Source organism: Vreelandella massiliensis, from assembly GCF_900155385.1.
In the GTDB taxonomy this organism is placed as follows: domain Bacteria; phylum Pseudomonadota; class Gammaproteobacteria; order Pseudomonadales; family Halomonadaceae; genus Vreelandella; species Vreelandella massiliensis.
The window spans coordinates 680,177-705,960 of sequence record NZ_LT699744.1 but is presented as its reverse complement, the minus strand read 5'-3'; the positions used below and the strand labels follow the sequence as shown (position 1 = coordinate 705,960).

Annotated in this window: 23 protein-coding genes; 4 read left to right on the top strand and 19 right to left on the bottom strand. The window is 58.9% G+C overall.

Annotation, left to right across the window (positions count from 1 at the left end; genetic code table 11):
- Positions 1 to 55: 55 nt before the first annotated feature.
- From murB to BQ9846_RS03240, 7 genes are all read right to left on the bottom strand, one after another.
- Complete coding sequence (gene murB / locus BQ9846_RS03270) at positions 56 to 1,069, bottom strand: UDP-N-acetylmuramate dehydrogenase (protein WP_075879175.1); 1,014 nt, start codon at positions 1,067 to 1,069, stop codon at positions 56 to 58.
- A complete protein-coding gene (locus BQ9846_RS03265; RefSeq protein WP_075879174.1) occupies positions 1,066 to 1,530 on the bottom strand; it encodes a low molecular weight protein-tyrosine-phosphatase in 465 nt (154 codons plus the stop codon). Before BQ9846_RS03265 ends, murB begins: the two co-directional genes overlap by 4 nt.
- A complete protein-coding gene (gene kdsB, locus BQ9846_RS03260) occupies positions 1,527 to 2,312 on the bottom strand; it encodes a 3-deoxy-manno-octulosonate cytidylyltransferase (RefSeq protein ID WP_075879173.1) in 786 nt (261 codons plus the stop codon). Before kdsB ends, BQ9846_RS03265 begins: the two co-directional genes overlap by 4 nt.
- Positions 2,313 to 2,522, bottom strand: a complete 210-nt coding sequence (locus BQ9846_RS03255) for a Trm112 family protein (RefSeq protein ID WP_075879172.1) — start codon at positions 2,520 to 2,522, stop codon at positions 2,313 to 2,315. It lies immediately after the preceding gene.
- Positions 2,522 to 3,562 carry a tetraacyldisaccharide 4'-kinase gene (gene lpxK / locus BQ9846_RS03250; protein ID WP_075879171.1) on the bottom strand — a complete coding sequence of 347 codons (1,041 nt, stop codon included), beginning with the start codon at positions 3,560 to 3,562 and terminating at the stop codon, positions 2,522 to 2,524. Before lpxK ends, BQ9846_RS03255 begins: the two co-directional genes overlap by 1 nt.
- A complete protein-coding gene (gene msbA / locus BQ9846_RS03245; protein ID WP_075879170.1) occupies positions 3,559 to 5,316 on the bottom strand; it encodes a lipid A export permease/ATP-binding protein MsbA in 1,758 nt (585 codons plus the stop codon). Before msbA ends, lpxK begins: the two co-directional genes overlap by 4 nt.
- Positions 5,317 to 5,478: 162 nt before the next feature.
- Positions 5,479 to 7,752 carry a DNA internalization-related competence protein ComEC/Rec2 gene (locus BQ9846_RS03240; protein ID WP_075879169.1) on the bottom strand — a complete coding sequence of 758 codons (2,274 nt, stop codon included), beginning with the start codon at positions 7,750 to 7,752 and terminating at the stop codon, positions 5,479 to 5,481.
- A gap of 102 nt (positions 7,753 to 7,854) precedes the next feature.
- Here BQ9846_RS03240 and BQ9846_RS03235 point away from each other — a divergent pair, with 102 nt between their 5' ends.
- Positions 7,855 to 8,406: a DUF2062 domain-containing protein gene (locus BQ9846_RS03235; RefSeq protein ID WP_075879168.1), complete on the top strand. Its 552-nt coding sequence runs from the start codon at positions 7,855 to 7,857 to the stop codon at positions 8,404 to 8,406.
- A 9-nt stretch (positions 8,407 to 8,415) separates the two neighbouring features.
- Here BQ9846_RS03235 and BQ9846_RS03230 read toward each other — a convergent pair whose 3' ends face one another.
- Together BQ9846_RS03230 and BQ9846_RS03225 are read right to left on the bottom strand one after the other, a co-directional pair.
- The gene (locus BQ9846_RS03230; protein WP_075879477.1) at positions 8,416 to 9,123 is read right to left on the bottom strand and encodes an ABC transporter ATP-binding protein; all 708 of its coding nucleotides are present in this window, start codon (positions 9,121 to 9,123) and stop codon (positions 8,416 to 8,418) included.
- 46 nt (positions 9,124 to 9,169) lie between these two features.
- Positions 9,170 to 10,411: a lipoprotein-releasing ABC transporter permease subunit gene (locus BQ9846_RS03225; protein WP_075879167.1), complete on the bottom strand. Its 1,242-nt coding sequence runs from the start codon at positions 10,409 to 10,411 to the stop codon at positions 9,170 to 9,172.
- 83 nt (positions 10,412 to 10,494) lie between these two features.
- Here BQ9846_RS03225 and BQ9846_RS03220 point away from each other — a divergent pair, with 83 nt between their 5' ends.
- The gene (locus tag BQ9846_RS03220; protein ID WP_075879476.1) at positions 10,495 to 11,610 is read left to right on the top strand and encodes an agmatine deiminase family protein; all 1,116 of its coding nucleotides are present in this window, start codon (positions 10,495 to 10,497) and stop codon (positions 11,608 to 11,610) included.
- On the top strand, positions 11,607 to 12,509 hold the full coding sequence (locus tag BQ9846_RS03215; protein WP_075879166.1) for a carbon-nitrogen hydrolase: 903 nt from the start codon (positions 11,607 to 11,609) through the stop codon (positions 12,507 to 12,509). The genes BQ9846_RS03220 and BQ9846_RS03215 overlap by 4 nt, the downstream gene beginning before the upstream one ends.
- 96 nt (positions 12,510 to 12,605) lie before the next feature.
- On the opposite strand, the gene BQ9846_RS03210 is transcribed toward BQ9846_RS03215, so the two are convergent.
- The 4 genes from BQ9846_RS03210 to BQ9846_RS03195 all read right to left on the bottom strand — a co-directional run bounded on the left by BQ9846_RS03210 (position 12,606) and on the right by BQ9846_RS03195 (position 18,098).
- A complete protein-coding gene (locus BQ9846_RS03210; protein ID WP_235818893.1) occupies positions 12,606 to 13,577 on the bottom strand; it encodes a Nudix family hydrolase in 972 nt (323 codons plus the stop codon).
- 70 nt (positions 13,578 to 13,647) lie between these two features.
- Entirely contained in the window at positions 13,648 to 14,877 is a 1,230-nt protein-coding gene (gene argJ / locus BQ9846_RS03205; protein ID WP_075879164.1) for a bifunctional glutamate N-acetyltransferase/amino-acid acetyltransferase ArgJ, read from the bottom strand.
- A 55-nt stretch (positions 14,878 to 14,932) separates the two neighbouring features.
- On the bottom strand, positions 14,933 to 17,668 hold the full coding sequence (gene secA / locus BQ9846_RS03200) for a preprotein translocase subunit SecA (protein WP_075879163.1): 2,736 nt from the start codon (positions 17,666 to 17,668) through the stop codon (positions 14,933 to 14,935).
- Between the two features lie 67 nt (positions 17,669 to 17,735).
- Entirely contained in the window at positions 17,736 to 18,098 is a 363-nt protein-coding gene (locus tag BQ9846_RS03195) for a hypothetical protein (RefSeq protein WP_075879162.1), read from the bottom strand.
- A gap of 88 nt (positions 18,099 to 18,186) precedes the next feature.
- Between BQ9846_RS03195 and BQ9846_RS03190 the strand changes: the two genes are divergently transcribed.
- Positions 18,187 to 18,654 (top strand): DUF721 domain-containing protein, encoded by a 468-nt coding sequence (locus tag BQ9846_RS03190; RefSeq protein ID WP_075879161.1) that lies wholly within the window; start codon positions 18,187 to 18,189, stop codon positions 18,652 to 18,654.
- A gap of 75 nt (positions 18,655 to 18,729) precedes the next feature.
- On the opposite strand, the gene lpxC is transcribed toward BQ9846_RS03190, so the two are convergent.
- The 6 genes from lpxC to murC all read right to left on the bottom strand — a co-directional run bounded on the left by lpxC (position 18,730) and on the right by murC (position 25,761).
- On the bottom strand, positions 18,730 to 19,641 hold the full coding sequence (gene lpxC, locus BQ9846_RS03185; RefSeq protein WP_075879160.1) for a UDP-3-O-acyl-N-acetylglucosamine deacetylase: 912 nt from the start codon (positions 19,639 to 19,641) through the stop codon (positions 18,730 to 18,732).
- A 151-nt stretch (positions 19,642 to 19,792) separates the two neighbouring features.
- On the bottom strand, positions 19,793 to 20,980 hold the full coding sequence (ftsZ, locus tag BQ9846_RS03180; protein ID WP_075879159.1) for a cell division protein FtsZ: 1,188 nt from the start codon (positions 20,978 to 20,980) through the stop codon (positions 19,793 to 19,795).
- 33 nt (positions 20,981 to 21,013) lie between these two features.
- Positions 21,014 to 22,300: a cell division protein FtsA gene (gene ftsA / locus BQ9846_RS03175; protein ID WP_075879158.1), complete on the bottom strand. Its 1,287-nt coding sequence runs from the start codon at positions 22,298 to 22,300 to the stop codon at positions 21,014 to 21,016.
- Between the two features lie 383 nt (positions 22,301 to 22,683).
- Complete coding sequence (locus BQ9846_RS03170; RefSeq protein ID WP_075879475.1) at positions 22,684 to 23,397, bottom strand: cell division protein FtsQ/DivIB; 714 nt, start codon at positions 23,395 to 23,397, stop codon at positions 22,684 to 22,686.
- Positions 23,384 to 24,325: a D-alanine--D-alanine ligase gene (locus BQ9846_RS03165; RefSeq protein ID WP_075879474.1), complete on the bottom strand. Its 942-nt coding sequence runs from the start codon at positions 24,323 to 24,325 to the stop codon at positions 23,384 to 23,386. Before BQ9846_RS03165 ends, BQ9846_RS03170 begins: the two co-directional genes overlap by 14 nt.
- A gap of 23 nt (positions 24,326 to 24,348) precedes the next feature.
- Positions 24,349 to 25,761: a UDP-N-acetylmuramate--L-alanine ligase gene (gene murC, locus BQ9846_RS03160; protein WP_202403073.1), complete on the bottom strand. Its 1,413-nt coding sequence runs from the start codon at positions 25,759 to 25,761 to the stop codon at positions 24,349 to 24,351.
- Between the last annotated feature and the right edge of the window lie 23 nt (positions 25,762 to 25,784).

The following is a 25,784-nucleotide window of genomic DNA, read 5'->3' as shown; positions in this document are numbered from 1 at the left end:
AAAACCCGGCGTTCATACCGAACGCCGGGTTTTTTTATGCTTCCCCTTCCCAACCCTACAAGCAGCGCGGTTCGATCTCCAGCGCCACGCCAAAGCGTGCTTGAACCGTGGTGGCGATCTGTTCGGCCACCTGCAGAAGCTCATCGCGATCGCCACTGCCAAAGTGCACCAGCACCAGGGCCTGATGCGCATGCACGCCAAAGGCGCCGAAACGCGCGCCTTTCAAACCGCACTGATCAATCAACCAGCCCGCCGCGACTTTGTAGCGCCCATCCGCCTGAGCAAAGTGCGGCATGTCGGGGTGAAGTGTCAGCAGTTGCGCGGCTTTTTGGGCGCTCACCAAAGGGTTTTTAAAAAAACTGCCGGCATTGGCAAGCTGGGCCGGATCGGGAAGTTTCTGCCGACGAATATCGCAGACGCGCTGGGCAATTTCCAAGCTACTTGGCCGCTTGCTCACGCGGCTAGCCAAATCCCCATACCCCAGTACCGGCCGCGGCGTGCGCGAAAGGCGCAGCGCGAGTTGCGTAATAATGACCTTACCCGCCAGTGCGCGTTTGAACACGCTGTCGCGATAGCCAAAGGCGCACGCGTCACGGGAGAGCCAACGCAGGGTTTCATCGTCGCGCGACATCACCTGCACGCCATCCAGTACATCGGCAAGCTCCACGCCGTAAGCGCCGATATTCTGCACCGGCGCCGCTCCGCAGTCGCCGGGGATGAGGGCGAGATTTTCAACGCCCCACAGCTCCCGCTTAGCCAGGGCCATGACCAGCGAATGCCAGTTGACGCCTGCACCAACGTACGCCATCACGCCATCATGGTGCGCGTGTAGCCACCACTGGTTAAGCCGCGGGCGAATCACCGCTCCGCTCAAGCGTGCCGGCAGTAATACATTGCTCCCCCCGCCCAAAAGGTGAAGGGACAAACCACGCTCGCGCGCATCACGGACGCAAGCAGCAAGCGCGTCGTGGGTTTTAGGGGCGGCAAAGCGCGAAGCGACAGCGGGCAAACGCAGCGTATTGGCACCGCTAAGGTCGACGTCACGCTGCCAATGCGGTGCTGGGGTCATTTCGCCGACCGGATATGGTCCAGCAAACCGTGAGAGGCGCTTTCGATCAAATCAAGCACCTCTTCAAAACCCTGCTCACCGCCATAGTAAGGGTCCGGTACCTCGGCATCCGCGTGGCCAGCAAAGTCCAGCAAAAGCCCGACATGACCGGGGTAATCGCTCGGCTGCATCGCGCGAATCGCCCGCAGATTGTCGTGATCCATGGCCAAAACGTAATCGAAACGCGCAAAATCATCGGGGGCTAGCTGGCGCGCACGCAGCGCGCTAATATCGATGCCGCGCAGTTTGGCCGCGGCCTGGGCACGCAGATCGGGCGCTTTCCCCACGTGCCACGCGCCGATCCCGCAGGAGTCCACGCTCACCGGCTGCAGCAGGTTTTCGCTGTCGAGCACGTGACGAAAGACGCCCTCAGCGCTGGGCGAGCGACAAATATTGCCTAGGCAGACAAACAGCACGTTCATTCAGCCTCCTTATTATTCAGCCGTTGAAAATGCGCCCGTACCCGCGCCAGGTCCTCCGGGGTATCCACGCCGGGCGGGTTCACCTCGCACGCCAGCGCCACTTGAATCGCGTGCCCGTGCTGCAGCGCGCGCAACTGCTCAAGCTGCTCCAACTGCTCAAGGCTTGACGGCGGCCAGTCGCGATAGGCGTACAAAAAGCTCGCCCGATAGGCATACAGGCCAATGTGGCGCAGCCAGGCATCGGTGGCCAGTAACTCAGGGCGCGCCGCGAAATGCTCGCGATCCCAAGGGATAGGGGCGCGCGAAAAGTACAGCGCGCGGCCGTCTAGCGCACGTACAACCTTGACCACGTTAGGGTTAAAGAGCGCCTCCACCTCCCCGATCGGCTCGGCCAGAGTGGCAATAGAAGCCTCGGCATCGTCCGCGAGCCGCCAAGCCACTTGATTGATCAACGCGCTGGGAATCAGCGGCTCATCGCCTTGGACATTGACCAGCAGCGCCTCGTCGTCAAGCTGTAAAGCGTTTGCGACCTCGGCCAGACGATCGGTGCCGGAGGGGTGATCATCGCGCGTCATCACGACTTCAGCGCCATAGGGGGCCAAGGCATCACGAATACGGCGATCGTCGGTCGCCACCACCACACGACTGGCCTGACTTTCGCAGGCGCGCCGCCAAACATGAGCGACCATCGGCTCGCCGGCAATGGGCAAAAGCGGCTTGCCCGGCAAGCGGGAAGAGCCAAAGCGCGCCGGGACAACAGCAATAAACTCCGCTGTCGCCATTTACGCCTCCCCGGTGCGGCCAGGTGAGGTGGGGAGCTTTTCGTCGGCGTCCATTTTGCGCGCCTCTTCCGGCAGCATCACCGGGATATCGTCTTGAATCGGATAGGCCAACCCGTCATAAAGACAGTGCAGCTCGCCCGTGTCGCGATCGTATTTGAGCTTGCCTTTACACAGCGGGCAGACCAGCATCGCCAACAGTTGTTTATCCATCACGTTATCTCCTCGGAAAGAGTTGCGAGCCGTGCGGTTAGCCACTGCTCGAATTCGGGCGTAAGCGTCGCCTCCACATCCAACACCCAGCTATCGGGCGGGGCGACATCCCGACATTTGACCGCATCTTTGGCCGTCATGACCAGCGGGCGGGGCTTCTCAGCGGGCGCAAAACAGAGCGAAGCGGCATCAAAGCGGTAGTGGTCGGGAAAGGCATGCCACTCACCATACACACCCAGCGCTTTCAGCGTGGCAAAAAAGCGCTCGGGACGGCCGATGCCCGCCAACGCGTGCACCGGTAGCGTAAACGGCAGCGGCGAAAGCGGCCAGCGCTTATTGGTCGCAAGCTCGCGCCAGCCGATGGGTTCAAGACGCATCGGCGTTGCGGCGCGCTTGTCCAATGCCTTTCCCAGTGAGGGCAGCGCGGTCTGCGGTCCGCCGTTGATCAGTAGCGCATCGACGCGCTTTAGGCGCTCGGGTGGTTCGCGAAGCGGCCCGGCGGGTAGGCAGCGGCCGTTGCCGAGTCCGCGCGCGCCGTCCACCACGGCCAACTCAATATCGCGCCCCAAGGCCAGGTGCTGCAAGCCATCGTCGCTGATGATCACGTCACACCCCGCCGCGACAAGCTGCTCTGCGCCGCGTGCGCGCTTGGGGTCTGCCACCACCGGCAAGCCGGTCTGCTGGGCGAGCATTAGCGGCTCGTCGCCGCTTTGTGATACAGGCGTGTCCGGCGTCACCCAGAGCGGGTATCGCGGCGCGCGACCGCCATAACCGCGTGTCACGATACCGGGGCGATAGCCCCGCTCACTTAGCCAGCGTGCAAGCCAAGCGACCAAGGGAGACTTACCCGTGCCGCCCAGGGTAATGTTGCCGACCACAATCACCGGCACCGGCGCCCGCCACACGGGGCGTTTTCCACGATGGTATGCGGCCTCGCGGCGCGCCATCACGGCGGCGTACAGCGCACCCAGTGGGCGCAGGGGGTAAAGCCAAACACTGCCCCGGTAAGCGGCTTTCAGCCAGCGCTCGGCCAAGCTCATTCTGGCGTCTCTTGTGACCGCGACTCCTCTTGAAACTGCAGCTGATGGAGGGCGGCATAAGCCCCGTCTTTCGCCAGTAGCGCCGCGTGGCTGCCCTCTTCAATAATGCGGCCCTGCTCCATCACCACAATGCGATCAGCGCGCTCAATGGTCGAAAGCCGGTGGGCTATTACCAGGGTGGTACGGCCCTTGCACACCGTCTCTAGCGCCTGCTGGATATAGCGCTCCGATTCGGTATCCAGCGCGGAGGTGGCCTCGTCCAGAATCAGAATCGGCGCGTCTTTAAAAATCGCGCGGGCGATGGCCAAACGCTGGCGCTGCCCGCCGGAAAGCATCACGCCGTTATCCCCCACCAGGGTTTGGTAGCCGTGGGGCAGCTTTTCGATAAACTCGTGGGCATACGCCGCCTGTGCCGCTGCCTCGATCGCTTGTGGGTCAGCGTTATCCGCGCCGTAGGCAATATTATCGGCAATCGTGGTGTTAAATAGCGTGACCTGCTGGGAGACAAGCGCGATTTGTCGACGCAGCGGCCCTAACTGATACTCGCGAATATCCACCCCGTCGATCGCGATGCTCCCTTCAGTGGGACGATAAAAGCGCGGCAGAAGGCTCACCAGCGTCGATTTACCACTCCCCGAGCGCCCGACGATCGCCACCATCTCGCCCGCCGCGACGTGCAAGTTAATCCCATGGAGTACCTCGGGCTGCTCTTGGGCGTAGCGAAAACGCACGTTGTCCAACTCCACCTTGCCCTGCAGACGCTGGGGCTGTATCTGCCCCTCATCGCGCTCGGCGGGTTCGTCTAGCAGTCCGAACAACTCGGTAGCCGCCGCGATTCCCTTCTGGATTTCGCTGTTGATTTCGGTCAGTTGGCGCACCGGCTTGATCATCAGCGCCGCGGCGGTAATAAAGGCGACAAACTCGCCTGGGGTCATGTTCTCCAAAAGCGCCGGCGCCATCGCCAGCCACACCAAAATCGCCATGGAGATCGCGACCAGCATCAGGATCACCGGCGAACTGATCGCCTTGGTCATCGCCTCTTTCATGCTTTGGCGGCGGTTCTCCTCGCTGACGCGAGTAAAGCGTTGTTTCTCGAAGTTTTCCGCGCCGTGGGTGCGCACCACGCGGTGGCCAGAGAGCGCCTCGGAGGCGACGTGGGTCACATCACCCATGGAGTGCTGAATACGCTTGGAGATGCGCCGAAAGCGCTTGCTGACATAGTTGACCACCAGCGCAATCAATGGCGTGACCGCTAGAAACAGCAGCGTTAATAGCCAGTTGGTCCAGAAAAGATACCCCAGCAGGCCGATCACAAAGAGGCCTTCACGCAGCAGGATAGTAACCGACTTCGTGGCCGCCCCCGCGACCTGTTCAACGTGATAGGTCACCCGCGATACCAAGTGCCCACTTGAGTGGTGATCAAAGAATACGCCGGGAAGGTGCAGCAGGTGCGCGAAAACATCACAGCGCAGCGTATGGATGACATAGCGCCCGACATAGGCCATGAAATAGGTACTTAAAAACGTCCCCAGCCCGCGCGCCGCGAACATGAACACCACAAACAGTGGCAGAAAAAGACGAAAGCTGGCGTCGGGATTTTGAATCCCGTCGATAAGGCGCTTCATCAACTCGGCAAGCGCCGTGCTAGAGGCGGCATAGATGGTGAAGCCGACGACAGCCAGCGCAAAGGCGCGCCAGTGTGGCTTTACGTAGCTTAAAAGACGTTGGTAAATAGCCCAACCGGATTCCGTCACACGCGCTCCTGGCGATCAGTTAGTGGCAATACGTTGCTGGGAAGACATCATGCAAAGTGCCTGGTAACAAGGTGTTAGAAGCCCTGTTTTCAATCACTGTTTTCAGGACCCGTTTTTTACCTGCGCTACCGTGCGCAGGATTCTACCTTATCCCCCGCAGCATCAACACCGCTGAAGAGTTGCACCTCGGCCTCGCGTGGGCGTTACCGTCAGCGGCTCACCGGGGGTCAGCCAGAACGTCAGGGCGCCATCTTGCGCCGTGCTCCACAGGCAGCTTTCCTGGCGGCGAAAACGGCGCACGACTCGATCGTCCGGGTGCCCGAACGCATTATCTCGCCCAGCGCTGAAAACCACATGGCGAGGCGCGGTGTGGCGCACAAACTGCACGCCTGAACTGGTGTGGCTACCGTGATGACCCGCAACCAACACACTTAGCGGCGTATCAAGATCACCGAGCAAGCGGCGCTCCACCTCGGTGCCCACATCGCCAGTGATCAGCAGAGTATGCTCGCCCACGCTCACTTTAAGCACACAGGAGCGATCATTATTCGAGTACGTATCGGCCTCCCCTTTGGGCGGCCACAAAAGCGCATAACGCACGCCCTCTTGCTGCCACCGCTGACCGCGATGGCAGGGCGTGACCGCGGGTGTCTCTACCTTGGCGCCTTGAGGGGCTAGCCAGCGCGTCACGTCATGCTGCTCTATCAACCCTCCCACGCCACCGGCATGATCATTGTCGTCGTGACTGATAATCACGCGATCAAAGCGCTGCCCCGGCGGCCATAGCGTACTCAGTGGCATAAAGCCCGAGCGAAAGCGCGGCCCGGTATCAAACAACAGACGCGCGTTGGCACTTTCAAGTGCCACCAGCTGCCCCTGGCCAACATCCAATACACGCACCCGAAGCGCGCCCTCGGGCCAGGGCTCACTTCGCGGCACCACCACCATCAGAACTACCAGCACAAGCGCGCCGACGCGCAACGCCCAAGGTGTTGCGGGCAACCCCCAGCAAAGTGCAAGCCAGATCAACCCAAGCCCCAAGGGTACGCTCAGCCGTGCGCTGGGCTCCCAAAGCGGCGCCCAAGCAACAGCCAGCGCTAGTCCCTGATGTAGCCACTCAAGCAGCCAACTAAAGAGCCACCAGGGTATGTCACCTAACAGGGGCAGGGGTGCCAGCAGCCACCCCAAGAGCGCACTGGGCACCATTAGGGTGCTCACCCACGGCACCGCCAGCACGTTAATGAATGGGGCTGCCGGGGCAACGCGGCCAAATGCCAGCAGCACAGCCCCGGCCATCAGCGGTGCTAACAGCAGTTGCGTACGGCACAGCGCCCATAACCACCCGCGAACACCGCGCGGACGCGCCCTACCCTGCCAGATCACAATCAGCCAGGCGACTGCCACAAAGGAGAGCCAAAACCCGGGCCGCCATAAAGCGAGCGGATCAAGTAGCACTACCATGGCAAGCGCCAGCCACCACGCTTGCCATGCCCCAGGCGCGTGGCGACCGCTCAGCACCCAGAGCCCCATCAACGCCATGATCGTGGCCCGCATCACCGGCGGCCCCAATCCAGCCAAAACAGCGTAAGCCACCGTGAAACCCGCGGCTAACCACCAGGGCCAGGCGCTAAGCTTCCAGTTATGTGGCGCGATTAATCGGACCCACCTGCTTACCAGCAGCAGGCTAAAAGTGGCAATCAAGCCAATGTGAAGCCCCGAGATCACCACCAGATGCGTCGTGCCACTGGCATTAAGCAGCGACCAGTCATCCGCCGTCAGCGCATCGCTCGCCCCCAGTGTTAACGCCGCCAGCCAGCGTTTGGCAGACGGGTCGAGCGGTTGTCGGTCGAGGTAATCCAGAGCCTCGCGACGTAGGGAAAAGACGCCATCTGCTTGCAGCGAAGGCGTGGGCGTTTGGCGCACATAGCCGGTGGCATGGATCCCCTCGCGCCATAGCCAGGCGCGATAATCAAAGCTATGCGGGTTGCGAAAGCCGTGCGGCGGGCGCAGCCGGAGCGTCATTCGCCAGCGCTCACCGGGGAAGAAAGCGTGACTGCCGTAGGCGCTGACGCGCACTTTTCGCACCCTATCGCAAGCGGGCCGAGACAGCGGCGCGCCACATTCGAGCACGTTCAGCGTTAGACGCGACAGATCATTACTTTCGCTGACGCTGATCACCTTCGCCTCGACGAGCACGTCCTCCCCGCTGACACCGAGCGGCAGTATGCGCCCCTGCTCAAGGTAAATAGCTGCGAACACGCCTCCACTTAGGGCCCACCAAAACAGCGCGCGTGGTCGCCAAATAGCCAACAGTAGCGCTGTTAACAGCCAAAGGCTTAGCATTAACTCGGGACGAGACACCGCCACACCCGCGCCTGCCGCTCCCGCGCCACCCAAGACGGCTAGTCCCGCTGGTAGCGCCCTACCCAACCGCATACGCTTGCCCTCCTTGGCAAATCCACAGCGTTATCGTCCTACATAGCCGAATGCACTCACTATATGGATAATAGGCCTCTTCACTAGGCAAGAGTATTAGCCATGCCGCGCCGGTTTTTACAGCGCTACATGCCCAGGCCCGATACCCTCAAGCGGCAGCGCTCGTTGCGCTTAGTCGCCCCGTTGATCATTGATGCAAGGCTTTGGTTACTCACTCGGCGCAGCGTGGCGAACGCCTTCAGCGTGGGGCTTTTTTGCGCCATGCTGCCGATTCCTTTTCAAATGCTGGTAGCAGCCCTGGGCGCAAAATTCACCCGCTGCAATCTGGCGCTTTCGGTTGGGCTGGTATGGATTACTAACCCTTTGACCATGCCGCTGATTTTCTACGGCAATTACCGTGTCGGCGCGTTTTTTCTGGATACGCCGGTGCGTGAGGCGCCCGATCGAATTTCCACACGCTGGATCGCCGAGCAGATGCAAGACATCATGCCGGCCCTGCTATTGGGCTCACTGATTACCGCACTACTCCTAGCGCTACTTGCCAATGTCAGCATCCGCCTGATTTGGCGCTGGCATGTCTCGCGCAACTGGCGGCAGCGGCGGCTAAAACGCCAGCGCCGCCGAGCCCAAATTGAATCTGAATTTGATGATTAAACCTGGTGACTACTCTTCCTCGACCAACTGTCCGGCATCAAGTTTTAGGACGCGATCCTGGTGGGCGGCAAGGCTTGTGTCGTGAGTCACGATAACAAACGCACAAGCGCTCTCCTTGGCCAGCTCATCCATCAGCGCCAATATCGTCGCAGCCGTGGTTTGATCCAGATTCCCCGTGGGCTCGTCCATGAGCACCAGACTTGGGTCGGTCACCAAGGCCCGCGCAATTGCCACGCGTTGTCGCTCACCGCCGGATAACTCGCCGGGTTTGTGGTCTGCCCGCGCCTCCATGCCAACACTCGCGAGCAGCGCCAATGCCCGCTTCTGTGCATCATGCTTACGCTGCCCGCGAATAATCAGCGGCAGGGCGGCATTTTCCACCGCGGTGAACTCCGCCAGCAAGTGATGAAACTGATACACAAAGCCAATATAGCGATTGCGAAACCGCCCTAACGCTGCCTCATTCAAGCCCGCCAGCGACTCGCCGCCAATCACGACGCGCCCTGAGGTGGGGCGGTCCAAACCGCCCATCAAGTTGAGTAGTGTCGTTTTACCCGAGCCAGAACTGCCCACCACGGCGACACGCTCCCCGGCGCGCACGCTAAGCGATAGGTTATCCAGCACGGTGAGATCGCGAGGCCCTTCGCTATAGGTGCGCGTTAGGGCTTGGCACTCCAGCATCACTGGCGCGCCCTCTTCCGTGGACGAAGCGGGCATGGACGATGTTGACGAGGACGTATGTGACGAGGGCATAGCGGTATCCTTACTCATAGCGCAACACATCGGCAGGCTGTATGCGAGCAGCACGCCAAGCGGGATAAAGGGTCGAGAGGAACGTTAGCCCAAAGGCTGCCGCCACGATACGGCCGACATCGTCCCAGTGCAGGCGCGAAGGTAAATCGCTGATAAAGTAAACGCCGGCATCTAGGAATTGAATGCCCAGCACCGCTTCGATCCAGCCAATCACATCCGAGATAGTCAGCGCCAGCAGCACGCCCACCAGCACGCCAATGGCGATACCAATCACGCCGATGGTCACTCCCTGAACAATAAAAATGCCCATAATCGAGCGCGGGGTAGCACCAATGGTGCGTAAAATGGCGATATCCGCGCGTTTATCGGTCACCACCATGACAAGTGTCGAGACGATATTAAACGCGGCTACCGCGATAATCACCGTCAACAGCAGCGCGATCATGCGTTTTTCCATCTGGATCGCTTGGAACAGATTACCGTGGGAGTAGGTCCAGTCGCGGCCGCGATAGTTGGGTCCCAGCTCGTTGACGATATCCCGGGTGACTTGGCCCGCCACGAAAAGATCATCCAATTCGAGGCGTATACCACCAACCGCCTCCCCTAGCCGTGCCAAGCGCTGCATATCCTCTATGTGGGCATAGGCCAAATTGGCATCAAGATCCGCCCCTACGCTAAAAATCCCGCTGACAGTAAAGCGTTTCAAGCGCGGAAACACGCCGGCGGGCGTGATCGAGGCTTCCGGCACTAAGAGGGTAACGCGATCGCCCACGCCCACGCCAAGCTGGCGTGCGAGCATGGAGCCCAACACCACATTCCATTCGCCCGACTGAAGATCCTCCAAGCTCCCTTGGTGCATATGCTCACCAATAATCGAGACCTGATTTTCCCAGTCAGGGTGAATGCCGTTCACCATGGCCCCCTGGTTGCGGCCGTTGACGGAAAACATGCCCTGCTGCTCCACATAGGGTGCGGCGCCAATGACTTGTTCACGCGCCATCAGTTCGTTGGCCAGCGACTCCCACTCAACAAGCCCGCTACGCGACTCAATTTTGGTGTGCGGAACCATCCCCAAAATGCGGGTGCGCAGTTCGTGGTCGAAACCGTTCATCACCGATAGCACAAGAATTAAAACGGCAACCCCAAGCATCAGCCCCAGCATCGAGGTAAGGGAAATAAAGGAAATAAAATGGTTCCGGCGTTTAGCGCGCACGTAGCGCAGCCCCACCAGAAAAGGCAATCGATCGAGCATGGCGTTAATCCTTATCAGCGAGCGCTCATGGTACGGTTTTTTTCGCTTGTCTGCATGTGCCCGGCCGCGCCTTTGGGTTTATCATGGCGCGGTTTTTCCGGCATCGACCCACAAGAGGCTTCACGTTGGCCACGACGACTTTCCGCTTGCTACCTGAATGGCATCCACAGGACGCTGTTTTGCTCACCTGGCCGCGCCCCGAGGGCGATTGGGCGCCACTACTTTCCCGTATCGAGGCCACGCTTGAACGCATTGTCTTGGCCAGCGTGCGCTACCAACGCGTCTTGATTAGCGCCCCCGATAGGGCAACGCAAGCGCGCCTGATCAAGACCTTTGCCGCCTACGGTGTCGCGCCCCACCTGCTGTGTATCCTCGTCGCTGCAAGCGATGACACCTGGACACGAGATCACGGCCCGATCGGCGTCGCCAATGCTGAGGGCGCGCTTCGCCTTTACGACTACACCTTTACCGGCTGGGGGGGGAAATTCCCCGCGGCTCAGGATAATCAGCTTAACGGTAGGCTCAAAGAGGCAGGTGTCTGGGCTTGCCCGGTGATACCGCGCGACCTGGTGCTCGAAGGCGGCGGCATTGAAACCGATGGCCTGGGCACACTGCTCACCACCGAGGCGTGCCTGTTAAATCCTAACCGTAACACCGAGCCCTCCCAACATGATATCGAAGCCGCGCTGAAAGAGGACCTGGGTATTGAGCGCGTGCTGTGGCTGAAAAATGGCCACCTGGAAGGCGACGACACCGATAGCCATATCGATACCCTGGCCCGCTTTTGCGCCCCGGATACCATTGCCTACGTGCGCTGCGACAACCCCGCGGATCCGCACTTCCCGGCATTAAAAGCAATGGAAGAGGAACTTAGGGCGTTTCGTCAGTCAAACGGTGAGCCGTATCGCCTGATCCCCTTGCCGTGGCCGGAGCCAGCCCATGACCCTGAAGATGGTCATCGCCTGCCCGCCACTTACGCCAATTTTTTGATTATCAACGATGCAGTGCTCGTTCCCAGCTACGCTGACCCGGCCGATGTGGTGGCGTTAAATGCGCTGGCGCTGGCGTTCCCTGAACATACGCTAATTCCCATTGACTGCACCAGCGTGATTCGCCAACACGGCAGCCTGCACTGTCTGACCATGCAGCTGCCGCGAGGCAGCGTCAATGGCGCACTATTTGCACAGGAGTCATCATGACGAACAAGTTGACCGTGGGCCTCGTTCAACAGCGCGCATGGCCCGATAAAGCGCAGAGCCTGGACGAAAGCGAGACGGGCATCCGCGCGGCGGCCGCACAAGGTGCCAAACTGGTGCTGCTGCAGGAGCTGCACGCTACCCACTATTTCTGCCAATACGAAGACCCGGCCCTTTTCGATCTCGCCGAGCCCCTCGATGGCCCCACCGGTCAGCGCTTGGCCGCACTTGCCCGTGAGCTTGATATTGTGCTGGTGGGGTCGATCTTTGAGCGCCGCGCCGCGGGGCTCTACCACAACACCGCTGTGGTATACGACCGCGATAAAGGCCGCGTCGGTCACTATCGCAAGATGCACATCCCCGATGACCCGGGCTTTTATGAAAAATTCTACTTCACCCCGGGCGACGTGGATGATCGCCGCGACAGCGGTTTTACCCCCATCGACACCTCGGTGGGCAAACTCGGGGTACTGGTGTGCTGGGATCAGTGGTATCCAGAAGCGGCCCGCCTGATGGCGCTCGCCGGCGCCGAGCTTCTGCTCTACCCCACCGCCATCGGCTGGGATATCAACGATGATGACGCCGAGAAACAGCGGCAAAAGGATGCCTGGACGCTGATTCAGCGCGCCCACGGCGTTGCCAACGGTTTGCCGGTGCTCGCGGCTAACCGTGTAGGCTTTGAAGCGGATCTTTCCGGTGTGGGCGATGGCATTGCGTTTTGGGGTGGAAGCTTTATCAGCGGCCCTCAAGGCGAGCTTCTCGCCCATGCGGGCGAGGACACCGAGCAACTCGTCGTCACGCTGGACATGGCGCGGTGTGAGAACACAAGGCGCATTTGGCCGTATCTTCGCGACCGGCGTATCGACGCCTATGGCGACTTAACCCGCCGCTACCGCGACTAGCCCAAAACGCCACGGCCCGCTATCAAAGCGGGCCGTGATGATATAAGCAGATCAAAAGCGTTTCCGTCGGCTCGTTGGCGTCAGCTCACATACGCTTCACTCGTGGTCGCACTCCTTCCAAAAGTCGCGAATTGAGGCGATACCTTGAGCCCCCACGGCGCGGGCATGATTGGCATCAAAGCGCGTCATACCGCCTAACGCAAACACCGGCATCCCGGCACGCTCCACCAGCTGTTGGAAATCGTGCCAGCCCATTGGCGGCACATCGGGGTGCGAGGGCGTCGTGCGTAGCGGGGAGAGCGTGACAAAATCACAGCCTAGCACCGCGGCTTGATTGAGCTGCGCGGTGTCATGGGTGGAGGCCGACAGCCACTTGCTCTCCGCAATCGGCCGACGCTCAAGCTGCATCAGACGCTCACTGGTCAAGTGAATGCCGTCTGCATCCACCTCATCGAGTAGCGCCGGTTCGCCGTTGAGCAGCAGTCGCGCGCCGTGCTCGCGACATAGCGCAAGCGCACGCTGCGCCCGCGCGATAAAGCCATCGCGGTCAAGCGATTTGGCACGCAGCTGCACCAGGCGAATACTGTCCTCTTTTAAGGCGCGCTCAAGGCGGGCATCAAAGCGCGCCTCATCCGCTTCTTCCGCCGTGATTAAGTACTCCGTGGGCAGCATAACCGCGCGCAGAATCGGCAGATTTGCCGCCGGGAAGGGGTAGTTGACCAGCTCACTCATCGGCACCCAGCGCACCGCCTGCCCTTCGCGACCAAAGGGCTCACCCGAGAACGCATGCACTTGCCAAACATCGAGCAAGATATGCTTATCCGGGTATTCATGATGCACACGAATCAACGGCTGAGCACAGGTGATCTCCACCCCCAGCTCTTCGTGAAGCTCACGCTTTAACCCTTCCAGGCCGGTTTCGTAGGGGGCCAGCTTGCCGCCGGGAAACTCCCAAAGGCCGCCATGATCCACGTTAGAGGGCCGGCGTGCGATCAGTACTTTTTGTTTATCGGCACTGATCATGGCGGCCGCCGCGACGTGGACCCGTCGTTTTACCATTACATTCATTGCATCTTTATCCGCTAATTTGCTTACCGACCGGAACCGCGCTGTGCGCTTACTCAACTTGACGCACGCTTTAGCTGCGGTAGTCGGCGTTAATCGTCACGTACTCGTGGGAGAGATCCGATGTCCATACCGTGGCGCTCTCCTCTCCTCGGCCTAATGTAATCGCGATCGTGATCTCCTCACGCGCCATTACGGCACTCCCCGCCTCTTCGCTATAGCTCAACGCTCGTCCGCCGTTTTCCACAATGCGCACTTCATCGAGGTCGATCACGACGCGGTTCACATCGAAATCTGCCACCGGGGCACGACCGACAGCGGCGAGAATACGCCCCCAGTTCGCATCCGAGGCGTAAAGCGCGGTTTTGACCAGCGGCGAGTGCGCCACGGTGAACGCCACATCCAGCGCTTCCTGACGGGTTTCGGCTTCATCCACCTGCAGCGTGACGAATTTGGTCGCGCCTTCGCCATCGCGAATAATCGCCTGGGCGAGCGTTGTCATCACACGCTGCAAGGCGCTACGGAAAGCCGTGATCTCGTCATCCGTTTCAATCACGGCGGACTGGCCCGTCGCCGCCAACATGCAGGCATCATTGGTCGAGGTGTCGCTATCCACGGTGATGCAGTTAAACGAGCGATCCACCGTCTCGCGCAACAACTGCTGCAATAGCGGCTGCGCAATAGCGGCATCCGTTACCACAAACCCCAGCATGGTGGCCATGTTGGGTTTGATCATTCCGGATCCTTTGGCAATCCCGTTAATTGTGACACGCTTGCCACCCACCTCGAGTACGCCACTTGCCCCCTTGGCGAGGGTATCGGTAGTGAGAATCCCCTCGCCCGCTTGCTGCCAAGCGGTTTCCCCGCTATCGCAAGCGTTAAAGGCATCGGGAATGCCGGCGAGCAGCGCGTCCATCGGCAACGGCTCACCAATCACCCCAGTGGAGAAAGGCAGGACCGCCTCCGGCGCTACACCGGCCTGCTCAGCCAGTGCTTCACAGCTATTTTGCGCATCACGCATGCCAACGTCGCCTGTACCGGCATTGGCGTTGCCCGTGTTAATTAGCCAGTAACGCGGGGTTTGCTGATGCGCCTGACAGTGGGCCAAATGCGCTTTTGCCACGTGAACCGGCGCCGCGCAGAACGCGTTACGGGTAAAAACACCCGCCATCGTGGCGTTTTCGGGAAGCTCAATAACCACGAGATCGCGACGATCGGCCTTTTTAATCCCCGCCATGGTGCTGCCAAGGCGTACGCCTTGGATCGTGGGCATTGCTGGAAAAGGTATCTTTCCTACCGCCATATCGTCCTTCCTTCGCCAGTAAAGAGGGCTAAAAATGGGTTAGCTACGTTGGGCATTAACTCAGTTTACCGCAGCACTGCTTGTATTTTTTGCCGGAGCCACAGGGGCACGGGTCATTACGCCCGACCTTGGGGCCTTCACGCCGTACGGGACGACCGTCGGCGCCGGGAGGCGTCGCGGCGTTTTCCGCGTCGCTATCAACGGCTGGATCGCCGTGGCGACTGTCAGCGCTTGCCTGCTCACGCTCAAGGGTTTCGCGGCGCTTGCTCTCAAGGGCTTCAACCTCTTCGGGCTGGCGCACTTGAACGTGGCTCAAAATACGGGTCACGTCCGCTTTGATATTGGTCAGCAGGTGCTGGAAGAGTTCAAACGACTCGCGCTTGTACTCCTGCTTGGGGTTTTTCTGCGCATAGCCGCGTAGGTGAATACCCCGGCGCAGATGGTCCATCGACTGCAGGTGCTCTTTCCAGCGCGTATCGAGCACTTGCAGCATGACCTGCTTTTCAAATCGACGCATCAGTGTCTCACCCGCGGCTTCCACCTTGGCCGCGTAGGCGTCACGATGCATTTCATGCAGGCGTTCGCGCAGTTTCTCTTCGCTAAAGCGCTCATCTTCTTGGGCCCACTGCACCACTGGGGCTTCGAGATTGAACTCCGTTTTCAAGTGCGCTTCGAGCCCCGCTAGGTCCCACTGCTCTGCTAGGCTTTGCGGCGGCACAAAGTCGCTGATGGCATCCTCCATCACTTCTTCACGAATGCCGACCACCGCTTCCGACACATCGTCCGAGGCAAGAATTTCATTACGCTGCTCGTAGATCACGCGGCGCTGATCGTTGGCGACGTCGTCGTACTCAAGAAGCTGCTTACGGATATCAAAGTTGCGCCCTTCGACTTTCTTCTGGGCACGCTCCACCGCGTTGGAGACCATTTTATGCTCGATCGCCTCACCATGCTCAAGCCCTAACGCCTGCATCAGGCGTTTAACGCGGTCGGAGCCAAACAGCCGCATCAAGCTATCTTCCAAAGAGAGGAAGAAACGCGTGGAGCCTGGATCACCCTGACGCCCGGCACGGCCACGCAACTGGTTATCGATCCGGCGCGACTCGTGCCGCTCAGAGCCCACCACGTGCAAGCCACCCGCTTCCAGGACGGCGTCGTGGCGCTTCTGCCACTCGGCTTTTAGCGCGTCGACCTGTGCCTGGCTAGGATTATCAAGCTTGGCGACTTCGGCCTCCCAATTCCCCCCCAGCACGATGTCGGTACCCCGACCGGCCATATTGGTGGCAATCGTCACCGCCCCCGGCCGACCTGCCTGGGCGATAATTTCGGCTTCGCTTTGGTGCTGCTTGGCGTTGAGGACGTTAAAATCGATCTTTGCCTCTCGCATCAAGCCTGCCAGATACTCAGACGTTTCGATCGATGCCGTGCCGACCAGCACCGGGCGCCCCGCGTCGGTTTCCGCTTTCACATCTTTGATGATCGCTTCGAATTTCTCCTCAGCGCTGAGGAAAACCAGATCGTTTAAGTCTTTACGCACCAGCGGCCGATTGGTGGGAATCACCACAACGTCGAGACCGTAAATTTGGCGGAATTCGAACGCTTCGGTATCAGCGGTACCGGTCATGCCCGCGAGCTTGTCGTAGAGGCGGAAGTAGTTCTGAAATGTGGTCGAGGCGAGCGTTTGGCTTTCACGTTGAACGGTGACGCCCTCTTTCGCTTCAACGGCTTGGTGCAACCCTTCCGACCAGCGCCGCCCGGGCATACTGCGACCGGTATGCTCATCGACGATGACGACCTGTCCGTCGCTTACGATGTAATCAACGTCTTTGAGGTAAAGGTGACGGGCACGCAGGGCCGAGTGCATGTGCTGGAGCAAATTGAGGTTTTGCGCGGCATAAAGCGAATCCTCTTCGCCCAATAGCCCCTCTCCTCGCATCAGCTCTTCAACTTTATTGTGGCCCTGCTCGGTTAACTCGACCTGCTTATGCTTTTCATCGAGCAGAAAATCGCCGACAACCGTTGGCTCTTCGCCTTCAATCTCTTCGCCCTTTTCCAAGTGCTGGGCAAGCCGATTGACGATACCGTAAAGTTCGGTGTTTTCATCGACCGCGCCCGAGATAATCAAGGGCGTGCGCGCCTCATCGATCAAAATCGAGTCAACTTCATCAACGATCGCGTAGTGCAACCCGCGCTGGACTTTATCGTCAAGCGAGAAGGCCATGTTGTCACGCAAATAGTCGAAACCAAACTCATTGTTGGTGCCGTAGGTAATGTCGCACTGATACGCGTGACGCTTCTCGGGTCCGCTCTGGCCGGCAAAAATCACGCCGACCGATAACCCTAAAAACTCATACAGTGGCCGCATCCACTCGGCATCACGCCGCGCGAGATAGTCGTTAACCGTGACGACGTGGACGCCCTTCGCCGGCAAGGCGTTGAGATAAACCGCAAGGGTAGCCACCAGCGTTTTACCCTCACCGGTTTTCATCTCCGCAATGCGGCCACGGTTTAGCGTCATGCCGCCAATCATCTGGACGTCGAAATGACGCATACCCATCACGCGCTTGCTCGCCTCGCGAACCGCCGCAAACGCCGTGGGAAGCAAACTATCGAGCGGCTCATCGTCATTAAGCCGCTGACGCAGTTCCAGCGTTTTATTTTGTAACGCTTCATCGCTTAAGGCCTCGAACTCACCTTCAAGCGCATTGATGTGCTGGACGCTTTTGTGCATCCGTTTAACATCGCGGTCATTTTTTGAGCCGACCACTTTACGCAATAAATTATTGATCATGAAACATCCAGTTAACTAGGCAGTGTGGTGTACGCCTTGCAGAAAGCAGGCCAATAACATTAACGCATCACACTTCTGTAGGCGGGCCACGCCGAGTCTGCACATCTTGGGCAGCGACAAACGCCACCATCACTGCGCTCACAGACGCTTTGATGGATTTATGCCTCACGTGGCGCGGCGGGAGTAAATACGTCGCCAAATAGCGCCGCAGCTGACGTTTAAGCGCGATTCCACGCGAGTGCGCGCGCAACACCGCCGGCACCCACAGGTAGATACTCACGCTGCGCTCACCGTTTCGCAGCGCTTCCGCCGGGTGTAAACTTGCCGGCAATAAACAGCTCACGAGAAGCCCCGCTAACCACCAGCGCGCTGCGGCGTACCGGCGTGGCGACCGGAACGAACTCAACGTAGCATTAGGGGTGGCAGGCATGCAGTGGGGTGCTCCTCGGCGTGTTAGGCTGTTGATAATGAGACGTTACTCTCCCCTGCCAAGTTTCGGACGCTGAGGAGTTAAGCGCATGAGTATAAAGGTTAAGCGTTCTCGCGCACAGCCCATCGCCCAACTGCTCAATCAGCGCGGCGACCTAGGTCTTTTGATGCGCCAATCGCGCTTGATTGACCAAGCGCAACGCCACCTACGCGCGCACCTGCCCGAAGAGATGCGCGAGCATGTATTTGTTGGCGGCTTTCACCAGGGCAAACTTACCCTTATTAGCAGCCAAGCTAGCTGGCTAACCTGGCTGCGATTTGAGCAGTCGCGCCTGCTGGATTTGCTGCATCAGCTTCCAGGCTTCGAAGGTGTAACCGGGCTTGCCTTTAAAGTACGCCCCGTGCGGCCGGTCATTCCGCCAAAGCGCAATTCGAGAACGCTCTCATCCAGCGCGGCACAAACGCTTAACGCCTGTGCCGACGAGACCGATGACCCTGCGCTCAAACGTGCCCTGGCAAAACTGGCCTCGCACGCCAACCGGCCCTCAGATACATAAAAGCACCGCTTCAGCGGTGCTTTTAGCATGTCGTATAGCTTCTTTACCGGCCCTGTCACTCTAACACGTTGAAAGTTACGCCATGGCCGGGGCGGCATAAGAGATCGGCGCGACCGCGCGCTCTTCCTCAAATGTCACAATTTCATACGCCTCGGGCTGGGCGAGCAGTTCACGACACAGCTGATTATTCAGCGCATGGCCTGACTTAACGCCGCGGAACTCACCAATCAGGCTATAGCCCAGTTGATAAAGATCTCCGATGGCATCCAAGACTTTATGCTTGACGAATTCGTCATCGTAGCGAAGCCCACCCTCATTCACGATACGGTAATCGTCGACCACGATAGCGTTATCCAGGCTGCCGCCCAGCGCCAAGTTATTAGAACGCAAAAACTCAATATCACGCATGAAGCCAAAGGTACGCGCGCGAGACACCTCTTTGACAAAGGAGGTGGTCGAAAAATCGATGCGCGTGGTTTGGTGTTGCTGCTCAAAAACAGGATGATCAAAGTCAATGGAGAAAGTGACTTTAAAGCCCTGGTGCGGCAAGAAGACAGCTTCTTTATCCCCATCCTGAACGGCCACGCGCTCTTTGATGCGGATAAACTTTTTCGCCGCCGACTGCTCGAGAATGCCCGCTGACTGGATCAAAAACACAAAGGGGCTGGCGCTACCATCCATAATGGGCACTTCGGCAGCACTTAAATCAATATAGGCGTTATCGATGCCAAGCCCTGCCAAGGCCGACATTAAGTGCTCTACTGTCGCCACTTTAACGCCGTGGTGAGAGAGCGCCGTGCAAAGCGTCGTATCCTCTACTAACTCTGCTCGGGCCGGCACTTCAACCACAGGATCTAAGTCGGTTCTGACGAACACGATCCCGGTGTTGGCCGGTGCGGGACGTAACGCCATGTCCACTCGCTTACCAGAGTGAAGCCCAACGCCTGTGGCTCGGATAACGTTTTGCAGGGTGCGCTGTTTGATCATGGGCAGTGGTCGTACTCTGGTCGCAATGAAGGAGGATGGCGAAGTCGCGATAACATGGATTATCGAACAGTGTTCATATTAGCAGCAAACGTACGTTTTACCAATAAAAAGCACGCTTGCTGCCTTTTCCTGTTCAACAGCCATCGATCGATCAATCGGCTTGACGACGCAAAAACGCGGGGATATCCAAGTAGTCATCCGCCTCTGCGGCACGGCGCTTTTCCGGACGTGGCTTGGCCTGTGGCTCAGGGGCTTCGGCGCGCGCCGCAGCCGCTTGTTGTTGGCGCATCACCGTCGGCTGCTGCAGTTTGCGATAATCCGAGGATGTATCGACCTGAACGCGACGTGCGGGCTCACGGGCAGGCGCTGCTTTCGCTTGATTGCCATCAAGACCCGCTGCCACCACGGTCACGCGCAACTCGTCGGACATCTCCATGTCGATAGAGGTGCCCACCACGATGGTTGCCTCTTGCGAAGCGAACTCTTGAACCGTCGCCCCGACATCGTTGAACTCGCCAATGGAGAGGTCCGGCCCGGCCGTGATATTGACCAGAATCCCACGCGCACCGTGAAGATCAATATCTTCAAGCAAGGGACTACGAATGGCTTTCTCAGCTGCTTCGCGAGCACGATTTTCGCCCGTTGCGCCACCGGTTCCCATCATAGCCATGCCCATTTCGGACATCACCGTGCGCACATCGGCAAAGTCGACGTTGATGATACCGGGGCTGGTAATCAGCTCGGCGATACCCTGAACGGCGCCCAACAGAACGTCATTAGCCGCGCTGAAGGCGGTAAGCAGGGTCGCATTTTTGCCCAATACGGAGAGGAGCTTTTCATTGGGAATGGTGATCAGCGAGTCAACATGCTCGGAGAGCTCTTTCATGCCCTCTTCCGCGGCACGCATGCGCTTAGGCCCCTCAAACGGGAACGGACGCGTTACCACGGCCACGGTAAGAATACCCAGCTCTTTCGCCACTTGGGCAACCACCGGCGCCCCCCCAGTGCCCGTACCGCCGCCCATCCCGGCGGTAATAAACACCATATCCGCTCCATCTAAGAGCTCCGCGATGCGATCGCGGTCTTCCATGGCGGCTTGGCGACCCACATCTGGGTTGGCTCCCGCGCCAAGGCCCTTAGTGATTTCACTACCCAGTTGCAGTACTGTCTTTGCCGCTACGCGCTTGAGTGCCTGGGCATCGGTGTTGGCGCAAATAAACTCAACGCCTTCAATGTTGCTTTCCACCATGTGGTTGACGGCATTGCCACCGCCACCGCCGACGCCAACGACTTTGATGACCGCACTGCTCGAGGGTGCGTTATCTACCAGTTCGAACATAGCCCCTTCTCCTGAACCGCGCTTGCGGCCCTGTCAGAAATTTCCTTTGAACCAGCCCTTAATTTTTACTAATGGCGAGCTGTCCTTTGTTAATTCGCGTCGCGCCCCATCATGGCGACCCCCCACGGTTCCTTTAATACTTTGGCCTTCACGCTGGTGTCCGTGACGTGCTTCTTGCAAAGCGTAGTGCAATAACCCCACCCCCGTCGCATAAATAGGGTTGCGAACGACATCGGATAGCCCTTTGACATTTTGCGGACAGGCAATCCGCACTGGCATGTGGAAGATCTCTTCCGCCAGTTCGCTGACCCCTTCCATCCGCGATGTGCCGCCGGTTAGAACAATCCCTGCCGCCACCATGTCCTCATAACCGCTGCGCCGTAATTCGTCGCGCACCAGGGTAAAAAGTTCTTCATAACGCGGCTCGACCACTTCAGCCAGGGATTGGCGTGAAAGATCCCGCGCGGGGCGATCTCCAACGCTAGGCACTTTAATCATTTCATCGCTTGCCGCAAGCTGGGTCAATGCGCAGGCGTACTTTACCTTGATCTCTTCGGCATGCTGGGTCGGTGTACGCAGCGCCATGGCGATATCGTTTGTCACCTGGTCGCCCGCGATGGGAATGACCGCCGTGTGCCGAATCGCGCCTTCGGTAAAGATGGCCATATCGGTGGTGCCGCCACCGATGTCGACCATGCAAACACCGAGTTCACGCTCATCTTCTGTTAGCACCGCCATACTGGAGGCGAGCTGCTCAAGAATAATCGCGTCAATTTCCAGCCCACAGCGGCGCACACACTTCTCGATATTCTGTACGGCGTTAAGCGCCGCGGTCACTAGGTGGACCTGAGCCTCCAAGCGCACGCCTGACATGCCTAGTGGCTCTCTAATACCGCCTTGCGCGTCGATGGCAAACTCCTGTGGCAAAACGTGCAGCACGCGCTGCCCTTCAGAAATCGCCCGGGCCCGCGCCGAGTCGATCACGCGGTCAATATCTGAGGTCGTTACTTCGCGATCTTTAATCGCCACGACGCCGTCAGAGTTCATCGAGCTGATATGACTTCCCGCCACGCCGACATAAACCGAGTGAATGTCGCATCCCGCCATGAGCTCTGCTTCTTCAACGGCGCGCTGGATTGACTGAACCGTGGACTCGATATTGATCACCACGCCGCGTTTCATTCCCCTTGAGGGGTGCGAGCCGATGCCGGCAATCTCGATGCCGCCATCATCCGTCGGCTGCCCGACAATAGCCACTACCTTGGACGTTCCTATGTCCAACCCGACCACCATATTGGATACGTTTGGTGAACCTGCCATGAGTCGGGATATCTCCTTATCGCTACGAGTTGCAAAGAGTCAAAAGCGTTACTTACACCATGGGGCGATATACGCCACCAAGGTTAATTAGGCTATACAAAAACGCATGGTATCGCAGTGGTGCGGATATAACGATCGTTATGCGCCACAATACTGCGCTGGCGACATAATTTAAACCCCAAATAAGGCGGTTTCCACGTTGGCAACCGCTCACTTTTGCATTCCCCGCTTTGAAAGTGATTAAAAAGTTTAAGCGTACTCTCTTAGGTACTCTCTTAGCTGCGGGCAAATCGTCACGAATAGGGGAGAGTTTGACAAAAGAGTGCACAACGCCGCGAAGTGCCCAAAACGACGTTGCGTTAATCAGCGTTTGCCTTTCAAAATTATTCAACCGTTGCGTCAAACGTCTCTTCGCCATGCCAAGAAACCGCCACCCCATTGGGGTAACGCAGATCGATATAGCGAATGGCATCGGTAAAACGGTGCAGTTCGCGCTGCCAAGAGGCCGCCAGGCGTGCCAAGCGAATATCATGCTGGCGCCGACCCAGCATAATCCAAGTATCATCATTGATTTGTAGCCGCCACGCCCCGCGAGGCTCCAAACGCAACTGCTGCAGGGTTAACGATAAGCGTGAAAAACGCGGCGTAAGCGACTGATAATAGTCCAACACCTCTTCACTGCTCCCCACAGGCCCCGCCAAATCGGGCAGATCGGCCGGCGCCTCTAGGGGAGCAAAGGCAAAAGGCTTCCCTTCGGGATTGAGTAGGAAATCATCATTCCAGCGCGCGATGGGTTCCTGTTCGATTAGCTCAAATACCAAAGTGTTGGGCCACTCCCTAGAGACACGAGCTTCATAAAGCCAGCCAATATCCAGCGCGCCATCTCTAAGCTCACCCAGATCCACCGAGAGCCAAGTCGCATTGCGAACCAGCGGCGCAAGCTGCGTACGCAAATACTCGGCGCTGACGTACTCCCACTCCCCCCGGATTGAGACTCGCTCCACCGGCCGGTCTAACCATAGCCAAAGCGCGCGGCCTCCAGCGCCGATAAGCAGCACCAATAGCAAAAGGCCAAACCAGGCATTACGCCGTTTCATGGCCACCCAATACGGCATTGTCGGCGCGCTTTGCGGTGGCCAAGATATCGAGGACGAGTTGATCAAAGCCGATGCCCGCGTAAGCCGCCGCTTGCGGCACCAGGCTGTGATCGGTCATCCCCGGCACGGTGTTAACCTCAAGAAGCCAAAATTTACCCTCGTTGTCCCGCATCACATCGACCCGCCCCCATCCCGAGCCCCCAATCGCGGCGAAAGCACGCTGACACAGGGCCGAGAGCTCGGCCTCGTCGGCCGCTGAAAGGCCGCAGGGCAAGTGGTACTGCGTGGTGTTGGAGAGGTATTTGGCTTCGTAGTCGTAAAATCCGCCGGGCACCTCAACGCGAATGGCAGGCAGGGCGTTACCCGCCAGCAGCGCCACTGTGTACTCTTCGCCCACGACAAAGCGCTCGGCCATAACCTGCGCATCAAAGCGTGCCGCCTCATGATAAGCTGATATCAGCGCCTCTTTTGAGCGAACAATATTGATCCCAAGCGTGGAACCTTCATGCACCGGTTTGACAATCAGCGGCAGCCCCAAGCGCTCAGCGACACCGGCCCAGTCGCAGTGCTCATCCAGAATGACGCTTTCCGGCGTGGGCAGGTCAAGCGCTTGCCAGACGAGCTTCGTGCGCTGTTTGTCCATCCCCAGTGCAGACGCCATCACACCGCTACCGGTGTAAGGAATCCCCAAAAGCTCAAGCGCACCTTGTAATGCCCCATCTTCGCCGCCGCGACCATGGAGCGCGATGAATACTTTATCGGGCGCTAGCTGCTCCAAGCCGGTCAACCCTCTCTCGCGCGGGTCATACCCCACCACATTGAGGCCTTGGCGTTTGAGCGCTGCCAGAACGGCCGCGCCACTTTTCAGCGAAACCTCGCGCTCTGACGAGAGTCCGCCATAAACCACCACCACGCTCTCTTGGCGCATTTTGTGTGCCGACAACGATTCACTCACAACGCCACCTCATCAAACGAAAGCTTCGATGCCGCAAGACGCAGGGAAATCCCCCCGACATCCCCCGCCCCTTGCGTGATCAAAATGTCACCCGGGCGAAGTATGTTTTTCAATAACCCGGGCAGCTCCTGCTTGTCCTCGACAAAGATCGGGTCTACCTCGCCGCGCTGGCGGATGGAGCCGGCAAGCGTTCGTCCTTCAGCGCCGGGAATCACGGCTTCGCCGGCGCTGTAGACATCCAGCAATACCAGCGTATCCACCTGGGAAAGCACGCGGACAAAATCTTCATAAAGATCGCGCGTGCGAGTGTAGCGGTGCGGTTGATAGAGCATGACCAGGCGGCGCTCCGGCCATCCCGCGCGCACGGCTTGAATAATCATGTCCACTTCGCGGGGGTGGTGGCCGTAGTCGTCCACCAGCATGATCTCACCCTCTTGCTGGGGTGAGGGGAAATGGCCATGAACCTGAAAACGCCGCCCCACGCCGGCAAAGCTTGAAAGCCCGCGCAAAATCGCGTCATCACTGACGCCGGCGTCGGTCGCTACGACGATAGCCGCCATGGCGTTGAGCGCATTGTGGCGTCCCGGCATCGCCAAACGAACGTCAAGCGGCGCGGCATCCCCAGGGCGCAGCGCGGTAAAGGTCACTTCCCCCCCTTGCTGGGAAAAGTTGGCGATGCGGTAATCTGCATCCGCATCAAAGCCGTAGGTGACAAACTGGCGTTTTACCTGATCGCACAGCTGACGGACATGCGCATCATCGATACACAAGACGGCGAGCCCGTAAAAAGGCAGGTTGTGCAAAAACTCGATGAAGGTGCTTTTTAAGCGCTCGAAATCGCCGCCATAGGTCGCCATGTGGTCGGCATCGATATTGGTCACAATCGACACCATCGGCTGCAGGTGTAAAAACGAAGCATCCGACTCGTCCGCTTCGGCCACCAGGTAATCACCCTCCCCTAGGCGCGCATTCGTTCCCGCACTGGTCAACTTGCCGCCAATGACAAAGGTGGGATCAAGCCCTCCTTCAGCGAGGAGCGTCGCTGTAATACTCGTCGTGGTGGTTTTTCCGTGGGTGCCGGCCACCGCGATACCGTGGCGAAAGCGCATTAATTCAGCGAGCATTTCCGCTCGACGGACCACGGGCACACGATGCTCGTGCGCCCAGTCAATTTCTGGATTGGTGGCATCAATGGCGCTGGAGACCACGACCACATCGGCTCCTTCAACGTGCTCACGAGCATGGCCGATGGCGACGCTGACACCGCATTGACGCAAACGTTCGACCACAGGCGACGCCTTAAGATCGCTTCCGCTCACTTGATAGCCTTGATTCGCCAGTACTTCGGCGATACCGCACATGCCCGCGCCTCCAATGCCAACGAAATGAATGCGTTGGATTCGGCGCATACCGGGGCCATTAACACGGCGCG

What these genes read in the sequence shown, in the direction of transcription:
- murB (WP_075879175.1), bottom strand. Translation starts at nt 1,069, where the DNA reads ATGACCCCAGCACCGCATTGGCAGCGTGACGTCGACCTTAGCGGTGCC.
- BQ9846_RS03265 (WP_075879174.1), bottom strand. Translation starts at nt 1,530, where the DNA reads ATGAACGTGCTGTTTGTCTGCCTAGGCAATATTTGTCGCTCGCCCAGC.
- kdsB (WP_075879173.1), bottom strand. Translation starts at nt 2,312, where the DNA reads ATGGCGACAGCGGAGTTTATTGCTGTTGTCCCGGCGCGCTTTGGCTCT.
- BQ9846_RS03255 (WP_075879172.1), bottom strand. Translation starts at nt 2,522, where the DNA reads ATGGATAAACAACTGTTGGCGATGCTGGTCTGCCCGCTGTGTAAAGGC.
- lpxK (WP_075879171.1), bottom strand. Translation starts at nt 3,562, where the DNA reads ATGAGCTTGGCCGAGCGCTGGCTGAAAGCCGCTTACCGGGGCAGTGTT.
- BQ9846_RS03240 (WP_075879169.1), bottom strand. Translation starts at nt 7,752, where the DNA reads ATGCGGTTGGGTAGGGCGCTACCAGCGGGACTAGCCGTCTTGGGTGGC.
- BQ9846_RS03235 (WP_075879168.1), top strand. Translation starts at nt 7,855, where the DNA reads ATGCCGCGCCGGTTTTTACAGCGCTACATGCCCAGGCCCGATACCCTC.
- BQ9846_RS03230 (WP_075879477.1), bottom strand. Translation starts at nt 9,123, where the DNA reads ATGCCCGCTTCGTCCACGGAAGAGGGCGCGCCAGTGATGCTGGAGTGC.
- BQ9846_RS03225 (WP_075879167.1), bottom strand. Translation starts at nt 10,411, where the DNA reads ATGCTCGATCGATTGCCTTTTCTGGTGGGGCTGCGCTACGTGCGCGCT.
- BQ9846_RS03220 (WP_075879476.1), top strand. Translation starts at nt 10,495, where the DNA reads ATGGCGCGGTTTTTCCGGCATCGACCCACAAGAGGCTTCACGTTGGCC.
- BQ9846_RS03215 (WP_075879166.1), top strand. Translation starts at nt 11,607, where the DNA reads ATGACGAACAAGTTGACCGTGGGCCTCGTTCAACAGCGCGCATGGCCC.
- BQ9846_RS03210 (WP_235818893.1), bottom strand. Translation starts at nt 13,577, where the DNA reads ATGAATGTAATGGTAAAACGACGGGTCCACGTCGCGGCGGCCGCCATG.
- argJ (WP_075879164.1), bottom strand. Translation starts at nt 14,877, where the DNA reads ATGGCGGTAGGAAAGATACCTTTTCCAGCAATGCCCACGATCCAAGGC.
- secA (WP_075879163.1), bottom strand. Translation starts at nt 17,668, where the DNA reads ATGATCAATAATTTATTGCGTAAAGTGGTCGGCTCAAAAAATGACCGC.
- BQ9846_RS03195 (WP_075879162.1), bottom strand. Translation starts at nt 18,098, where the DNA reads ATGCCTGCCACCCCTAATGCTACGTTGAGTTCGTTCCGGTCGCCACGC.
- BQ9846_RS03190 (WP_075879161.1), top strand. Translation starts at nt 18,187, where the DNA reads ATGAGTATAAAGGTTAAGCGTTCTCGCGCACAGCCCATCGCCCAACTG.
- lpxC (WP_075879160.1), bottom strand. Translation starts at nt 19,641, where the DNA reads ATGATCAAACAGCGCACCCTGCAAAACGTTATCCGAGCCACAGGCGTT.
- ftsZ (WP_075879159.1), bottom strand. Translation starts at nt 20,980, where the DNA reads ATGTTCGAACTGGTAGATAACGCACCCTCGAGCAGTGCGGTCATCAAA.
- ftsA (WP_075879158.1), bottom strand. Translation starts at nt 22,300, where the DNA reads ATGGCAGGTTCACCAAACGTATCCAATATGGTGGTCGGGTTGGACATA.
- BQ9846_RS03170 (WP_075879475.1), bottom strand. Translation starts at nt 23,397, where the DNA reads ATGAAACGGCGTAATGCCTGGTTTGGCCTTTTGCTATTGGTGCTGCTT.
- BQ9846_RS03165 (WP_075879474.1), bottom strand. Translation starts at nt 24,325, where the DNA reads ATGCGCCAAGAGAGCGTGGTGGTGGTTTATGGCGGACTCTCGTCAGAG.
- murC (WP_202403073.1), bottom strand. Translation starts at nt 25,761, where the DNA reads ATGCGCCGAATCCAACGCATTCATTTCGTTGGCATTGGAGGCGCGGGC.